The organism is Citrobacter sp. Ca225 (assembly GCF_030337175.1).
GTDB lineage: Bacteria > Pseudomonadota > Gammaproteobacteria > Enterobacterales > Enterobacteriaceae > Citrobacter_A > Citrobacter_A amalonaticus.
Genome location: NZ_JAOWCD010000063.1, coordinates 152,443 through 166,713, shown reverse-complemented (window position 1 = coordinate 166,713; position 14,271 = coordinate 152,443). Strand labels below are relative to the sequence as shown.

Here is a 14,271-nt window from a genome sequence, read left to right as displayed (position 1 = left end):
AAAACCGGAGCAATATGTCTCCGGTTTTTTATTGCCTGATTGCCGATAACTAATTGGTTGCCGGGTATTCCTGAATAGTGACCTGTAGCGTCAGCTTCTTATCATCACGCATGACAATCACCGGAATGACCGAACCTGGTCGAATCTCTGCTACCTGGTCCATGGTTTCCAGTGCGGAGACCGCCGGTCTGCTGTTCACGGAGATAATCAGGTCGTTAACCTGAATACCGGCCTGCGCCGCCGGGCCATCCGGCGCCACTTCGTTCACGACGATCCCCTGGATTTGGTCCATACCGCCGCCCTGCGTGTGCAGTGGGGCAATTTCACGACCACCAATCCCAATGTAGCCACGGATAACACGACCATCGCGGATCAGCTTATCCATAATTTTGGTTGCCAGCTGGAACGGAATGGCAAAGCCGATCCCTTCCGGCGTTTCGCCGTCATTGCTTTTATCGAACGACAGGGTGTTGATACCCATGAGCTCACCCAGCGAGTTCACTAGCGCCCCACCAGAGTTACCGTGGTTGATCGAGGCATCCGTTTGCAGGAAGTTCTGCCGTCCGGTTGGGTTCAGGCCGATACGCCCCGTGGCGCTGATAATGCCCTGGGTGATGGTTTGTCCGAGATTATAAGGGTTACCGATCGCCAGGACTACGTCACCGATATGCGGTGAACGCCCGGCGTTGATCGGAATCGTCGGCAGACCGCCAGTGGCGTTGATTTTCAGTACCGCCAGGTCGGTCAGCGTATCGGAGCCAACCAGCAGCGCTTCAAACACACGTCCATCCTGCAAGGCGACGATGATTTGATCGGCATCGTTGATCACATGCTTGTTGGTAATGATGTAGCCGCGCTGATCCATGATTACACCTGAACCCAGGGTGCGGATTTCCAGCTGATTATGCGCGGTGCTGTTCATACTGCGGTTATAGACGTTGACCACAGCGGGGGCCGCACGACGTACCGCAGAGTTATAGCTGGCGGGCGTCTCGTCGGCACTGTCATATTGCGGTGCAGAAAGCGTGTTGATTTTGCGTAGCGAAGGCATGGCGGCCAGAAGAATGGCACCAACAATCAAACCAATTGCGACCGAACGTAAGAGCTTCACTAACATGATGGAGGCGTCATTAATAAAGGGAACGGCAGCAGCATATCACGAGTTAACCGGACATCACACGCGAGGCTGATGCCCGGTCGTCTGGATTTAACGCAGGAGCAGATAAATGCTCTCGTTACCGCGGACGATTTGTAGCGCAATAATGGACGGTTTGGCTTCCAGCACTTTGCGCATCTCAGCGATAGAATTCACGCGGTCACGGTTGACCCCGATGATCACATCATCCTTTTGCAAACCAGCCTGTGCGGCGGGACTGCTCTTTTCAACGCTGTCAATTTTGATACCTTTGCTGCCGTCTTTGAGCTGACCATCGCTCAGCGTCGCACCCTGTAATGCCGGGGCAATCATCTCCGCGCTGGCAGATGACGAGGTGCTGGTATCAAGCGTCACTTCCACTTCCAGCGGTTTGCCGTTACGCAACAGGCCCAGCTTCACTTTAGTACCGGGTTCTGTGGTGGCAATCCGGGAACGCAGTTCAGCAAAACTGTTGAGCGGTTTGCCGTTGAGACTGGTAATCACATCGCCGGACTTAATGCCCGCTTTGGCTGAACCGGAGTTTGGCAGTACTTCGCTGACAAAGGCACCGCGCTGCACATCTATCTTGAATGCTTTGGCGATGTCGGCGGACATTTCGGTCCCTTTAATCCCCAACAGGCCCCGCTTGATTTCACCAAACTGAATCAGCTGCTGCGCCAGGATGCGGGCCATATTGCTGGGGATGGCAAAACCAATCCCGACGCTGCCGCCGCCAGGCGCAAGAATAGCGGTGTTAATACCGATCAGCTCGCCGTTCAGGTTAAGTAGCGCGCCGCCGGAGTTCCCGCGGTTGATTGAAGCATCGGTTTGAATAAAGTTCTCCAGACCTTCCAGGTTCAACCCACTGCGTCCCAGCGCGGAGACGATACCGGAGGTGGCGGTTTGCCCCAGACCAAACGGGTTACCGACCGCCACAGCAAAATCACCAACGCGCAGTTTATCCGAGTCGGCGATGGCGATTTGCGTCAGCTTGCTGGCGTTTTGAATTTGCAGCAGGGCGATGTCGCTTTGATCGTCGCTGCCAATCAGTTTGGCCTCGAATTCACGCCCGTCATTCAACTGAACGCTGATTTTCTGCGCCTGATTAATCACATGATTGTTGGTCAGAACATAGCCTTTTGCGGCATCGATAATGACCCCGGAACCCAGTCCTTCAAACGGCTGTGCCTGCTGATCGGGCAGATCATCGCCAAAGAATTTTTTAAACTCTTCCGGGACTTTCTGCGTTTGAGTGGCGGTGCCTTCAACCTTCACGCTAACGACGGCAGGCAGCACTTTTTCGAGCATCGGGGCAAGACTGGGAAGCGCGGGCTGGCCGGGAACCTGGCCTGGGATCGACGCAATGGCCTGAAACGGCGCCGAGAGAGTTAACCCGACACTTAACGCTAATGCACTCAACAGCTGGGTTTGTATTTTCATTGATCCTGCTCTCGTACCTTGAGTAAAGGGAAAGACGATTCAAAACAGTTTGATGTTATTGAATTTTCAGTCTGCTAACAATGCGGATAATGATTAAATGATAGTCGGGACGGGAGAGAAGAGGTGGGCGCAATCGCTGCGCCCAGGAAAAATATTATCGCTGTGCAGTCAGTCGCGCTTTGCGCCACTACGCAGCAGGCCGGATGCGCCTTCGGAGTAGTCACGCGGCATTTGTACCGGAGCCTGGTCGTTGCCGGCTTCAGATTCAGCCAGACGGTTACGGAACGGGTTAGATTCCGCAGACAGTTCCGGCAGCAGGCTGCTGGAGCTTTTCGCCATGTGCTGATACAGCTGACGGTAATCGTGAGCCATGGTGTCCAGCAACTCGGCGCTGCGGGCAAAATGGCTGACCAGTTCTTCGCGGTACTCTTCCAGTTCAGCTTTATTCTTTTCCAGTTCGTACTGCAACGCCTGTTGCTGGCGTAATTTCCGGTTACCAAAACGCATGGCTACAGCACCGACGATGATGCCGACGACTAACCCAATTAGCGCATATTCCCAGGTCATGAACATCTCCCGTTGTCTTTTGTTTCCGTAGGGTGTTGGCTTTAGGCTCCATGCCTGCGCCTGATACTGCCACTATAACCGCTAATCCCACAGAAGTGGAATCCCGTCTTTATATCGCGTAGTGTAGAACGGCCTTTTTTTCGTCAACCGTGAACGACGGCACACCGATTTTCAAGGAATAACAATAACATCATGCAGAGCTTTACCCCCACATCGCGTTACCTGAAAGCCATTAACGAAGGCACTCACCAACCCGACGACGTGCAGAGAGAAGCGGTCAATCGTCTGGAGAGCATTTACCAGGCGTTAACGGCGAACCCCCCTGCGGTTTCCGACGCAAAAGGTTTTATGGCCCGCGTGGGCAAACTGCTGGGGAAAAAGGAAGAGGTACACAGCGCGCCGGTGCGAGGCTTATATATGTGGGGGGGCGTTGGTCGGGGGAAAACCTGGCTGATGGATCTGTTCTACCACAGCCTGCCTGGCGTTCGTAAGCAGCGTCTGCACTTCCATCGCTTCATGCTGCGCGTGCATGAGGAGTTAACCGCGTTGCAGGGACAAACCGATCCGCTCGACATCGTGGCCGACCGTTTTAAGGCAGAAACAGATGTGCTGTGCTTTGATGAGTTTTTTGTGTCTGATATTACCGATGCCATGCTGCTCGGCGGCCTGATGAAGGCGCTGTTTGCGCGCGGTATTACGCTGGTGGCAACTTCGAATATTCCGCCAGATGAGCTGTACCGTAACGGGTTACAGCGTACGCGTTTTCTTCCCGCCATCGATGCGATTAAGCAGCATTGCGACATCATGAACGTAGACGCAGGCGTGGATTATCGTCTGCGGACGTTGACCCAGGCGCATTTGTGGCTCTCACCACTGAATAATGAAACGCAGCAGCAGATGGATAACCTCTGGCTGGTGCTGGCTGGCACCAAACGTGAACAGCAGGGACCGGTTCTGGAGATTAATCATCGTCCATTGCCGACGCTGGGCATGGAAAACCAGACGCTGGCGGTCTCATTTCATACGCTGTGCATTGATGCCCGCAGCCAGCACGACTATATTGCGCTGTCACGCCTCTACCATACGGTTATGCTGTTTGACGTGCCGGTGATGACACCGTTAATGGAAAGCGAAGCGCGTCGTTTTATCGCGCTGGTGGATGAATTTTACGAACGCCACGTCAAGCTGGTGGTAAGCGCCGCTGTGCCTTTATATAAGGTGTATCAGGGGGAGCGACTGAAGTTCGAATTCCAGCGCTGTCTGTCGCGTTTGCAGGAGATGCAGAGCGAGGAATATCTCAAGCAAGAACACATGCCCTGATCGCGGCCAATAAACTGTTGTGCAAATCACAGAAAGGGGTCGATCTTTGACCCCGACTTCTCTATAATCTTGCGACCCCACGTTACAAGAAAGTTTTTTTCCCAAAACTTTTTGTGTGCTGGCATTGGCTATTCGAAGGGGTAGGTTTGCCGGACTTTGTCGTGTGAACCTCAACTGACATAACGTTTGGGTGTTCACCAACGTGTAACTTATTTATTGGGTAAGCTTTTAATGAAAACTTTTACAGCTAAACCAGAAACCGTAAAACGCGACTGGTACGTTGTTGACGCGACCGGTAAAACTCTGGGCCGTCTGGCTACTGAACTGGCTATTCGCCTGCGCGGTAAGCATAAAGCGGAATACACTCCGCACGTAGATACCGGTGATTACATCATCGTTCTGAACGCTGACAAAGTTGCTGTAACCGGCAACAAGCGTACTGACAAAGTGTACTATCACCACACCGGTCACATCGGTGGTATCAAAGAAGCGACCTTTGAAGAGATGATTGCTCGCCGTCCTGAGCGTGTGATTGAAATCGCGGTTAAAGGCATGCTGCCAAAAGGCCCGCTGGGTCGTGCTATGTTCCGTAAACTGAAAGTTTACGCTGGCAACGAGCACAACCACGCGGCACAGCAACCGCAAGTTCTTGACATCTAATCGGGATTATAGGCAATGGCTGAAAATCAATACTACGGCACTGGTCGCCGCAAAAGTTCCGCAGCTCGCGTTTTCATCAAACCGGGCAACGGCAAAATCGTTATCAATCAACGTTCTCTGGAACAGTACTTCGGTCGTGAAACTGCCCGCATGGTAGTTCGTCAGCCGCTGGAACTGGTCGACATGGTTGAGAAACTGGATCTGTACATCACTGTTAAAGGTGGTGGTATCTCTGGTCAGGCTGGTGCGATCCGTCACGGTATCACCCGCGCTCTGATGGAGTACGACGAGTCCCTGCGTTCCGAACTGCGTAAAGCAGGCTTCGTTACTCGTGATGCTCGTCAGGTTGAACGTAAGAAAGTCGGCCTGCGTAAAGCACGTCGTCGTCCGCAGTTCTCCAAACGTTAATTGTTTTCTGCCTTTGGCAGATTACGGTTGGCGAAAAAACCCGCTTCGGCGGGTTTTTTTATGGATAAATCTGGCGTAATCCTCTGACAAAACCCTCTTTTTCCCCATTTCCAGAATCGACTCACCACAAAGGTCACAAAATCTGGTAAACTATCATCCAATTTTCTGCCCAAATATCGGGTATTGCTCATTTTTTGTTTGCTTTTTGAACGATGATGACTTTTCCGACGTGGGTGACATCACTTCTGACTGGCCATGCGATGGCTGGTAGCAGTAAAAATTCTGAATATACCTGGAGGTTTTCATGGCTGTCGCTGCCAACAAACGTTCGGTAATGACGCTGTTTTCTGGTCCTACTGACATCTATAGCCATCAGGTCCGCATTGTGCTGGCTGAGAAAGGTGTAAGTTTCGAGATCGAGCACGTGGAAAAGGACAATCCACCTCAGGATCTGATTGACCTCAACCCGAATCAGAGCGTCCCGACACTGGTAGATCGTGAGCTGACCCTGTGGGAATCTCGCATCATTATGGAATACCTGGATGAGCGTTTCCCGCATCCGCCATTAATGCCGGTTTACCCGGTAGCACGTGGCGAAAGCCGCCTGTACATGCACCGTATCGAAAAAGACTGGTATACGCTGATGAACGTCATCGTTAACGGGTCTGCTTCAGAAGCTGACGTTGCTCGCAAACAACTGCGTGAAGAACTGCAGGCGATTGCACCGGTATTCGGTCAGAAACCGTATTTCCTGAGCGATGAATTCAGCCTGGTGGATTGCTACCTGGCGCCGCTGTTGTGGCGTCTGCCGCAGCTGGGTATTGAGTTCAGCGGTGCGGGCGCGAAAGAGCTGAAGGGTTACATGACCCGCGTCTTTGAGCGTGATTCTTTCCTGGCGTCCTTAACCGAAGCTGAACGCGAAATGCGTCTTGGCCGGGGTTAATACTGATGGATTTGTCACAGCTAACACCGCGCCGTCCGTATCTGCTGCGTGCATTTTATGAGTGGTTGCTGGACAACCAGCTCACGCCGCACCTGGTGGTGGATGTGACGTTGCCGGGTGTGCATGTTCCGATGGAATATGCCCGCGACGGGCAGATTGTCCTGAACATTGCACCGCGCGCGGTGGGGAATCTGGAACTGGCTAACGATGAGGTGCGTTTTAATGCGCGTTTCGGCGGCGTTCCGCGTCAGGTTTCTGTGCCATTAGCGGCAGTGCTGGCTATTTATGCGCGTGAAAACGGTGCCGGAACGATGTTTGAACCGGAAGCGGCCTATGACGAAGATGTTGCCAGTCTTAATGATGATGACGCGACATCTGGCGCAGAGAGCGAAACCGTTATGTCAGTCATTGATGGTGATAAACCGGATCATGACGATGACAACAATCCGGATGACGATCCGCCGCCGCCGCGTGGTGGGCGACCGGCATTACGTGTTGTTAAATAGATGAAAACAGGCCCCGCTGGGCCTGTTTTTGATCGCACCGACCGTGGTTTCACCCTCCTTCCGATCCTGTGTTACGATGAGCCTGCTGTTGTTTGTCACCGTGACTCGCAAATAGGTCTTATGAACGCATTCGATTCTCAAGCAGAAGATTCTCCAGCCACTATTGGGCGTAGCCTTCGCCGTCGTCCGCTGGCGCGAAAAAAGCTGTCGGAAATGGTCGAGGAAGAGTTAGAGCAGATGATCCGTCGCCGTGAGTTCGGCGAGGGGGAACAGTTGCCGTCCGAACGGGAACTGATGGCCTTTTTCAACGTCGGTCGTCCCTCTGTGCGTGAGGCACTGGCCGCGCTGAAGCGTAAAGGCCTGGTGCAAATCAACAACGGCGAACGTGCCCGTGTTTCCCGTCCTTCGGCGGATACCATCATTGGTGAGCTGTCCGGAATGGCAAAAGATTTCCTCGCACATCCTGGCGGCATTGCCCACTTTGAGCAGTTGCGCCTGTTCTTTGAGTCCAGTCTCGTGCGTTATGCAGCGGAGAATGCCACAGAAGAACAGATCGATCTGCTGGCAAAAGCGCTGGAGATCAACAGCCAGTCGCTGGATGACAATACGCTGTTCATCCGTTCAGATGTCGATTTTCATCGCGTGCTGGCGGAGATCCCCGGCAATCCGATCTTTATGGCGATCCACGTTGCGCTGCTGGACTGGCTGATCGCCGCTCGCCCGACCGTGCCGGATCGCGAGCTCTTCGAGCATAATAACGTAAGTTATCAGCAGCATATCGCTATCGTTGATGCGATTCGCCGACGCGATCCAGATGAGGCCGATCGCGCACTGCAATCTCATCTCAACAGCGTTTCCGCCACCTGGCACGCCCTCGGTCAACATTCAAAAATGCGTAAGTGATCGCGATCCTGACGATCGTTTAGTGAAGCAGATCGCACTATAAGCGTTCTGTATTGTATTGCTGCTTATTTGATCTGGTATAACAGGTATAAAGGTATGTAGTTAGATAACACTAATCATGACAGAGGTCGTTATGGCAAAAGATTTACGAGGCGTAATGCCAGCGTTGTTAACCCCTTTCGATAACCAACAGAAGCTGGATATTGAAAGCCTGCGCCGGCTGGTGCGTTTTAACATCGCTCAGGGGATCGATGGGCTGTACGTGGGCGGTTCCACCGGCGAAGCCTTTGTACAGAGCTGTGCGGAAAGGGAGCAGGTGCTGGAAGTCGTCGCGGAAGAGGCGAAGGGCAAAGTTACGCTGATCGCTCACGTTGGAACGGTCAGCACCCATGAGAGCCAGCAGCTCGCCCGTGCCGCGCATGGTTACGGCTTTGACGCGGTCTCTGCGGTGACGCCGTTCTACTATCCGTTCAGCTTTGAAGAGCACTGCGATCATTACCGGGCCATTATTGATTCGGCGGATGGTTTGCCGATGGTGGTCTATAACATTCCGGCGTTGAGCGGCGTGAAGTTAACGCTGGATCAGATCAACACGTTGGTCACCCTGCCGGGCGTAGGTGCACTGAAGCAAACATCGGGCGATCTGTTCCAGATGGAGCAGATCCGTCGCGCGCATCCGGATCTGGTGCTTTATAACGGTTATGACGAAATTTTCGCTTCAGGCCTGCTGGCCGGAGCGGACGGCGGTATCGGCAGCACTTACAACATCATGGGCTGGCGATATCTGGGAATTGTGAAAGCGCTCAAAGAAGGAGATATCCGGACTGCGCAAAAACTGCAAACAGAGTGCAATAAGGTTATCGATCTCCTCATTAAGGCTGGCGTGTTCCGTGGGCTGAAAACGGTTCTGCACTATATGGACGTGGTTTCTGTACCGCTGTGCCGTAAGCCGTTTGCCCCCGTGGATGAAAAATATCTGCCGGAACTGAAGGCGTTGGCGCAGCAGTTAATGGCAGAGAAGGCGTAACCGCGTAACGTAGTGCCGGGGGCGCTGCGCTTACCCGGCCGACAAAAAAGCATCGTGTGCCGGATAAGGCTGAATCGTCATCCGGCACAACAACAAAAATCGTCGGGAGAGTAAAATGAGTACTTCTACCCAAAGCATCCCGTGGTATCGCCATCTCAACCGGGCGCAATGGCGGGCATTCTCCGCCGCATGGTTGGGATATTTGCTGGATGGTTTTGATTTTGTGTTGATAGCCCTTGTGCTGACGGAAGTACAAGGAGAGTTCGGGCTGACGACGGTTCAGGCGGCGAGCCTGATTTCGGCAGCCTTTATTTCCCGCTGGTTTGGCGGGTTAATGCTGGGCGCGATGGGTGACCGGTATGGGCGTCGTCTGGCGATGGTCACCAGTATTATTCTGTTCTCAATGGGAACGCTGGCCTGTGGTTTTGCGCCGGGTTACACCACTATGTTTATCGCCCGACTGGTGATTGGCATGGGGATGGCGGGCGAATACGGTTCCAGTGCGACCTATGTTATTGAAAGCTGGCCAAAACATCTGCGTAATAAGGCCAGTGGTTTTCTGATCTCGGGGTTCTCCGTTGGTGCCGTGATTGCGGCTCAGGTCTACAGCCTGGTGGTGCCGGTCTGGGGCTGGCGCGCGCTGTTCTTCATTGGCATTCTGCCGATTATTTTTGCCCTCTGGCTACGCAAAAACATACCGGAAGCAGAGGACTGGAAAGAGAAGCATGAAGGCAAAGCGCCGGTACGCACGATGGTCGATATTCTTTATCGGGGTGAACATCGCGTCGTCAACATTCTGATGACGACAGCGGCGGCGATCGCACTGTGGTTCTGTTTTGCCGGGGACCTGCAAAATGCGGCGATTGTCGCGGTACTGGGTTTGCTGTGTGCGGTGATCTTTATCAGCTTCATGGTACAAAGTAGCGGCAAGCGCTGGCCGACGGGCGTGATGCTCATGATTGTTGTCCTGTTTGCTTTCCTCTACTCGTGGCCGATTCAGGCGCTGTTGCCCACCTATCTGAAAACGGAACTGGCATACGATCCTTCCACCGTGGCGCGCGTACTCTTCTTTAGCGGCTTTGGTGCTGCGGTCGGCTGCTGCGTCGGTGGCTTCCTTGGTGACTGGCTGGGGACCCGCAAAGCTTATGTTTACAGTCTGTTGGCCTCACAACTGCTGATCATTCCGGTGTTTGCCATTGGCGGTACCAATGTCTGGGTACTTGGTTTACTTCTGTTTTTCCAGCAGATGCTGGGGCAAGGGATCTCCGGAATCTTACCGAAACTGATTGGCGGTTATTTCGATACCGATCAGCGTGCGGCGGGTCTGGGTTTCACCTATAACGTCGGGGCGCTCGGCGGGGCGCTGGCACCGATCCTGGGGGCGCTGATTGCCCAACGACTGGATCTGGGCACCGCGCTGGGATCGCTCTCTTTCAGCCTGACCTTTGTGGTGATTCTACTGATTGGTCTGGATATGCCATCCCGCGTCCAGCGCTGGCTGCGACCGGAGGCGCTGCGTACCCATGACGCCATTGACGGTAAGCCGTTCAGCGGCGCTATCCCGTTCGGCGGCGATAAAAGCCCCTTAGTCAAAAGCAAAAGTTAATCCACTTGCCCGGTCCTGCACCGGGCAATACACGTAAGGGAAGAAGTATGTCGTTACTTGCACAACTGGATAAAAGCATTGCCGCGCGTGGTGGTTTGATTGTCTCCTGTCAGCCAGTTCCCGGCAGCCCACTGGATAAACCCGAGATTGTGGCGGCGATGGCGCTGGCGGCAGAGCAGGCTGGGGCCGTCGCGTTACGTATTGAAGGGATTGAGAATCTGAATGCGACGCGTGCCGTGGTTTCCGTACCGATAATCGGTATTCTCAAACGCGATCTCGCGGATTCTCCAGTGCGCATCACCGCGTTTCTGGAGGATGTCGATGCGCTGGCGCAGGCTGGCGCGGACATTATCGCGATTGATGGCACCGACCGCGTGCGTCCGGTGCCGGTTGCGGTGCTACTGGCGCGTATCCATCACCACCAGTTGCTGGCAATGGCCGATTGCTCCTCGCAGGAGGACGGCCTGGCCTGTCAGGCGCTCGGTGCAGACATTATTGGCACCACGCTTTCGGGTTACACCACCGCAGAAACCCCTGATGAACCGGATCTGGTGCTGGTGAAATCGCTGAGTGAAGCCGGGTGCCGGGTGATTGCTGAAGGTCGCTACAATACCCCGGCGCAGGCCGGTGAAGCAATGCGTCACGGCGCCTGGGCAGTGACGGTCGGATCTGCGATTACCCGGCTGGAGCACATCTGTGAATGGTATAACACAGCGTTGAAAAGGGCGGTGCTATGACGACGCTGGCCATTGATATTGGCGGTACGAAACTCGCCGCCGCGCTGGTGGAGGATGATTTGCAGATTCGCGAACGTCGTGAGTTGCCCACCCCTGCCAGTAAAACGTCTCCGGCACTACGCGACGCGCTGAAAACACTGGTGCAACCGTTGCAGTCGCAAGCGCATCGGGTGGCGATAGCCTCGACGGGGATTATCCGCGAAGGCCACCTGTTGGCGATAAATCCCTCTAATTTGGGCGGGTTGCTTCACTTTCCGCTGGTGCAGACGTTAGAAGCCCTCACCGGCTTACCAACGCTGGCGATCAACGATGCACAGGCTGCCGCATGGGCGGAATATCATGCAATTGCCGATGAAACGCGGGATATGGTGTTTATCACCGTTTCAACCGGCGTCGGCGGCGGTGTGGTCAACGACGGTCAGCTAGTCACCGGTACCGGTGGTTTGGCCGGACACCTGGGTCATACCCTCGCGGACCCTAATGGGCCGGTGTGCGGCTGTGGACGAGTGGGATGTGTCGAGGCTATCGCGTCGGGACGCGGTATTGCTGCCGCAGCGCAAGGCTCGCTTGCCGGATGCGATGCGAAAACCATTTTTGCCCGCGCGGCAGAAGGGGATGAACAGGCCCACCGACTTGTCGCTGACTCCGCACAGGTGCTGGCACGGCTGATTGCCGATACGAAAGCGGTCACCGATTGTCAGCGGGTGGTTGTCGGCGGCAGCGTTGGGCTGGCGCAGGGGTATCTGTCGCAGGTCCGCGCCTGTCTCGAACGGATGCCTTCGGTTTATCACGTAGAATTAAGCCCGGCACACTACCGCCACGACGCGGGACTGCTGGGCGCGGCATTGTTAGCGAAAGGGGAGAAAGATGATATTAGGTGAAGTTCGTTCGTTGTCTGCTGCCGGTTTACATCCCGTGCTGGAAGAGGCGCTGACGCTGGCGTTGACCGCCAGACCGCAGGAGCAATCCCCTGGTCGCGTTGAGCTACGCGGGGACGATATCTTTATGAACGTAATGCAGTTTGCCACGCAATCGGCCTCAGAGAAAAAGGCCGAACTGCACGAGCAATACATCGATATCCAGCTACTGCTGGCGGGAGAGGAACGCATTCATTTCGGCGTGGCGGATTCTGCGCGGCAATGTGAAGAGGTACATGTTGAGGAGGATTATCAGCTTTGTCGCGAGATAGCGGGTAGTCAGACCATTACCCTACAGCCAGGCATGTTCGCGGTGTTTATGCCCGGAGAGCCGCACAAACCGGGGTGCAGCGTGGGAGAACCGAAAGAGATTAAGAAAGTTGTCGTCAAGGTTCGCGCCAGCCTGTTAGGCGCATGAAAATGCCGGATGGTTATTACCATCCGGCCTTACGCTTTACACATATCATATTATCCCTGACATGATAGTTATATATTGAAAATATATCGTTATCAGTACACTTAAGGGGATATACGGTCAATTCTTCTCAGCCCATTACATTCATTTACGGCGAAATTTGCGAGCCGCTTTCGAAGAATGAAGGTGGGATATTGCGAAAAGAAAGGGTGACTCCCCATCCCTGAGCGAGAACTCAGAGCAGGGGAGTCAGAAAGGTTTACTACACTTCCAGCCAGTTCATGATCCCGTCAGCCGCTTTGCGGCCTTCGGCAATGGCGGTCACCACCAGATCCGAACCACGCACAATGTCACCGCCGGCGAAGATTTTCGGATTGCTGGTCTGGAAGGCGTTATCGCTGCCTTCCGGCGCGATAATACGGCCCTGAGAATCCAGTTCGACGCTGTGTTTTGCCAGCCACTCCATGTTATGGGGGCGGAAGCCAAACGCCATCACAACGGCATCCGCCGGAACCACATGTTCGGAACCGGGGACGATTTCCGCACGACGGCGGCCTTTCGCATCCGGCGCACCCATTTCGGTACGTGCCATTTTCACGCCGCTGACTTTACCATTCGCATTGATTTCAATACCCAGCGGCTGCACGTTGAACTGGAACTCCACACCTTCTTCACGCGCGTTTTTCACTTCGCGTCGGGAACCCGGCATGTTTTCTTCGTCACGGCGATAGGCACAGGTGACATGCGTTGCGCCCTGACGAACGGAGGTCCGCACGCAGTCCATGGCGGTATCGCCACCGCCCAGCACCACCACGCGTTTACCTTCCATATTGACGTACGGTTCGTCGGTGGTTTCACCAAAGCCCATGATCTGCTTCGTATTGGCGATCAGGAACGGCAGGGCATCGAATACGCCATCGGCGTCTTCGTTTTCCAGCCCGCCACGCATGGACTGATAGGTGCCGACGCCGAGGAATACCGCATCGTACTCTTGCAGCAGGTCGTCGAGCTGTACGTCACGTCCCACTTCCACATTCAGTTTGAACTCGATTCCCATGCCAGTGAAAATTTCACGGCGGCGAGTCATCACCTCTTTTTCCAGCTTGAAGGCCGGAATGCCAAAGGTCAGCAGGCCGCCAATCTCTGGATGACGGTCAAACACCACGGCCTTCACGCCATTGCGGGTCAACACGTCGGCACAAGCCAGCCCGGCTGGACCGGCACCGATGATCGCAACCCGCTTGTCAGTCTGGCGAACGCCGGTCATATCCGGACGCCAGCCCATTTCGAACGCTTTATCATTGATATAACGCTCGATGTTGCCGATGGTGACGGCACCGAACTCGTCGTTCAGCGTGCAAGAACCTTCACACAAACGGTCCTGCGGGCACACGCGACCGCACACTTCCGGCAGCGTGTTGGTCTGGTGAGACAGTTCCGCAGCTTCAAAAATGCGTCCTTCATTGGCGAGCTTCAGCCAGTTCGGAATGTAGTTATGAACCGGGCATTTCCACTCACAGTACGGGTTACCGCAGGAAAGACAACGATCCGCCTGTGCTTTTGCCTGACCTTCTGAAAACGGTTCGTAGATTTCGATAAACTCGATTTTGCGGATCTTCAGCGGCTTCTTCGGCGGATCAACGCGCTGCAGGTCGATAAATTGGTATACGTTCTGACTCATTGCTGC

Annotated in this window: 16 protein-coding genes; 11 read left to right on the top strand and 5 right to left on the bottom strand. The window is 54.4% G+C overall.

The genetic code is table 11. The annotated features are described in order from the left end of the window. Positions 1 to 49: 49 nt before the first annotated feature. The 3 genes from degS to zapG form a co-directional block, all read right to left on the bottom strand. Complete coding sequence (gene degS, locus OGW13_RS08960; protein ID WP_042998325.1) at positions 50 to 1,117, bottom strand: outer membrane-stress sensor serine endopeptidase DegS; 1,068 nt, start codon at positions 1,115 to 1,117, stop codon at positions 50 to 52. Positions 1,118 to 1,207: 90 nt separating this feature from the next. Continuing rightward, complete coding sequence (degQ, locus tag OGW13_RS08955) at positions 1,208 to 2,575, bottom strand: serine endoprotease DegQ (protein ID WP_042998324.1); 1,368 nt, start codon at positions 2,573 to 2,575, stop codon at positions 1,208 to 1,210. Positions 2,576 to 2,743: 168 nt separating this feature from the next. Further along, positions 2,744 to 3,142, bottom strand: a complete 399-nt coding sequence (gene zapG, locus OGW13_RS08950) for a Z-ring associated protein ZapG (protein ID WP_043001761.1) — start codon at positions 3,140 to 3,142, stop codon at positions 2,744 to 2,746. 192 nt (positions 3,143 to 3,334) lie between these two features. On the opposite strand from zapG, the gene zapE reads away from it, so the two are divergent. From zapE to rpsI, 3 genes are all read left to right on the top strand, one after another. Further along, positions 3,335 to 4,462 (top strand): cell division protein ZapE, encoded by a 1,128-nt coding sequence (zapE, locus tag OGW13_RS08945; RefSeq protein ID WP_142764824.1) that lies wholly within the window; start codon positions 3,335 to 3,337, stop codon positions 4,460 to 4,462. A 231-nt stretch (positions 4,463 to 4,693) separates the two neighbouring features. After that, a complete protein-coding gene (gene rplM / locus OGW13_RS08940; RefSeq protein ID WP_042998322.1) occupies positions 4,694 to 5,122 on the top strand; it encodes a 50S ribosomal protein L13 in 429 nt (142 codons plus the stop codon). A 15-nt stretch (positions 5,123 to 5,137) separates the two neighbouring features. Beyond that, positions 5,138 to 5,530: a 30S ribosomal protein S9 gene (rpsI, locus tag OGW13_RS08935; RefSeq protein WP_000829818.1), complete on the top strand. Its 393-nt coding sequence runs from the start codon at positions 5,138 to 5,140 to the stop codon at positions 5,528 to 5,530. Here the strand turns inward: rpsI and OGW13_RS08930 are convergent. After that, a complete protein-coding gene (locus OGW13_RS08930; protein ID WP_099433685.1) occupies positions 5,527 to 5,721 on the bottom strand; it encodes a hypothetical protein in 195 nt (64 codons plus the stop codon). The two genes, rpsI and OGW13_RS08930, sit on opposite strands and share 4 nt — an antisense overlap. Before the next feature lie 113 nt (positions 5,722 to 5,834). Between OGW13_RS08930 and sspA the strand changes: the two genes are divergently transcribed. From sspA to nanQ, 8 genes are all read left to right on the top strand, one after another. Beyond that, the gene (gene sspA, locus OGW13_RS08925; protein ID WP_042998321.1) at positions 5,835 to 6,473 is read left to right on the top strand and encodes a stringent starvation protein SspA; all 639 of its coding nucleotides are present in this window, start codon (positions 5,835 to 5,837) and stop codon (positions 6,471 to 6,473) included. Between the two features lie 5 nt (positions 6,474 to 6,478). After that, positions 6,479 to 6,979 (top strand): ClpXP protease specificity-enhancing factor, encoded by a 501-nt coding sequence (gene sspB / locus OGW13_RS08920; protein ID WP_042998320.1) that lies wholly within the window; start codon positions 6,479 to 6,481, stop codon positions 6,977 to 6,979. Between the two features lie 111 nt (positions 6,980 to 7,090). After that, the gene (gene nanR / locus OGW13_RS08915; RefSeq protein WP_080343284.1) at positions 7,091 to 7,882 is read left to right on the top strand and encodes a transcriptional regulator NanR; all 792 of its coding nucleotides are present in this window, start codon (positions 7,091 to 7,093) and stop codon (positions 7,880 to 7,882) included. A gap of 133 nt (positions 7,883 to 8,015) precedes the next feature. Next, entirely contained in the window at positions 8,016 to 8,909 is an 894-nt protein-coding gene (gene nanA, locus OGW13_RS08910; protein ID WP_287115925.1) for an N-acetylneuraminate lyase, read from the top strand. 115 nt (positions 8,910 to 9,024) lie between these two features. Next, the gene (locus OGW13_RS08905; protein ID WP_044263663.1) at positions 9,025 to 10,515 is read left to right on the top strand and encodes an MFS transporter; all 1,491 of its coding nucleotides are present in this window, start codon (positions 9,025 to 9,027) and stop codon (positions 10,513 to 10,515) included. Positions 10,516 to 10,562: 47 nt separating this feature from the next. After that, complete coding sequence (locus OGW13_RS08900; protein ID WP_287115924.1) at positions 10,563 to 11,252, top strand: N-acetylmannosamine-6-phosphate 2-epimerase; 690 nt, start codon at positions 10,563 to 10,565, stop codon at positions 11,250 to 11,252. Next, on the top strand, positions 11,249 to 12,133 hold the full coding sequence (gene nanK / locus OGW13_RS08895; protein ID WP_287115923.1) for an N-acetylmannosamine kinase: 885 nt from the start codon (positions 11,249 to 11,251) through the stop codon (positions 12,131 to 12,133). The genes OGW13_RS08900 and nanK overlap by 4 nt, the downstream gene beginning before the upstream one ends. Next, positions 12,120 to 12,587 carry an N-acetylneuraminate anomerase gene (gene nanQ / locus OGW13_RS08890; protein ID WP_061069289.1) on the top strand — a complete coding sequence of 156 codons (468 nt, stop codon included), beginning with the start codon at positions 12,120 to 12,122 and terminating at the stop codon, positions 12,585 to 12,587. Before nanK ends, nanQ begins: the two co-directional genes overlap by 14 nt. 259 nt (positions 12,588 to 12,846) lie before the next feature. Here the strand turns inward: nanQ and gltD are convergent, their stop codons facing one another. Next, positions 12,847 to 14,265 carry a glutamate synthase subunit GltD gene (gene gltD / locus OGW13_RS08885; protein ID WP_042998313.1) on the bottom strand — a complete coding sequence of 473 codons (1,419 nt, stop codon included), beginning with the start codon at positions 14,263 to 14,265 and terminating at the stop codon, positions 12,847 to 12,849. Positions 14,266 to 14,271 lie beyond the last annotated feature (6 nt).

Excerpts from the sequence above, each read along its gene's own strand:
- degS (WP_042998325.1), bottom strand. The coding sequence starts at position 1,117 with ATGTTAGTGAAGCTCTTACGTTCGGTCGCAATTGGTTTGATTGTTGGT.
- degQ (WP_042998324.1), bottom strand. The coding sequence starts at position 2,575 with ATGAAAATACAAACCCAGCTGTTGAGTGCATTAGCGTTAAGTGTCGGG.
- zapG (WP_043001761.1), bottom strand. The coding sequence starts at position 3,142 with ATGACCTGGGAATATGCGCTAATTGGGTTAGTCGTCGGCATCATCGTC.
- zapE (WP_142764824.1), top strand. The coding sequence starts at position 3,335 with ATGCAGAGCTTTACCCCCACATCGCGTTACCTGAAAGCCATTAACGAA.
- rplM (WP_042998322.1), top strand. The coding sequence starts at position 4,694 with ATGAAAACTTTTACAGCTAAACCAGAAACCGTAAAACGCGACTGGTAC.
- rpsI (WP_000829818.1), top strand. The coding sequence starts at position 5,138 with ATGGCTGAAAATCAATACTACGGCACTGGTCGCCGCAAAAGTTCCGCA.
- OGW13_RS08930 (WP_099433685.1), bottom strand. The coding sequence starts at position 5,721 with ATGAGCAATACCCGATATTTGGGCAGAAAATTGGATGATAGTTTACCA.
- sspA (WP_042998321.1), top strand. The coding sequence starts at position 5,835 with ATGGCTGTCGCTGCCAACAAACGTTCGGTAATGACGCTGTTTTCTGGT.
- sspB (WP_042998320.1), top strand. The coding sequence starts at position 6,479 with ATGGATTTGTCACAGCTAACACCGCGCCGTCCGTATCTGCTGCGTGCA.
- nanA (WP_287115925.1), top strand. The coding sequence starts at position 8,016 with ATGGCAAAAGATTTACGAGGCGTAATGCCAGCGTTGTTAACCCCTTTC.
- OGW13_RS08905 (WP_044263663.1), top strand. The coding sequence starts at position 9,025 with ATGAGTACTTCTACCCAAAGCATCCCGTGGTATCGCCATCTCAACCGG.
- OGW13_RS08900 (WP_287115924.1), top strand. The coding sequence starts at position 10,563 with ATGTCGTTACTTGCACAACTGGATAAAAGCATTGCCGCGCGTGGTGGT.
- nanK (WP_287115923.1), top strand. The coding sequence starts at position 11,249 with ATGACGACGCTGGCCATTGATATTGGCGGTACGAAACTCGCCGCCGCG.
- nanQ (WP_061069289.1), top strand. The coding sequence starts at position 12,120 with ATGATATTAGGTGAAGTTCGTTCGTTGTCTGCTGCCGGTTTACATCCC.
- gltD (WP_042998313.1), bottom strand. The coding sequence starts at position 14,265 with ATGAGTCAGAACGTATACCAATTTATCGACCTGCAGCGCGTTGATCCG.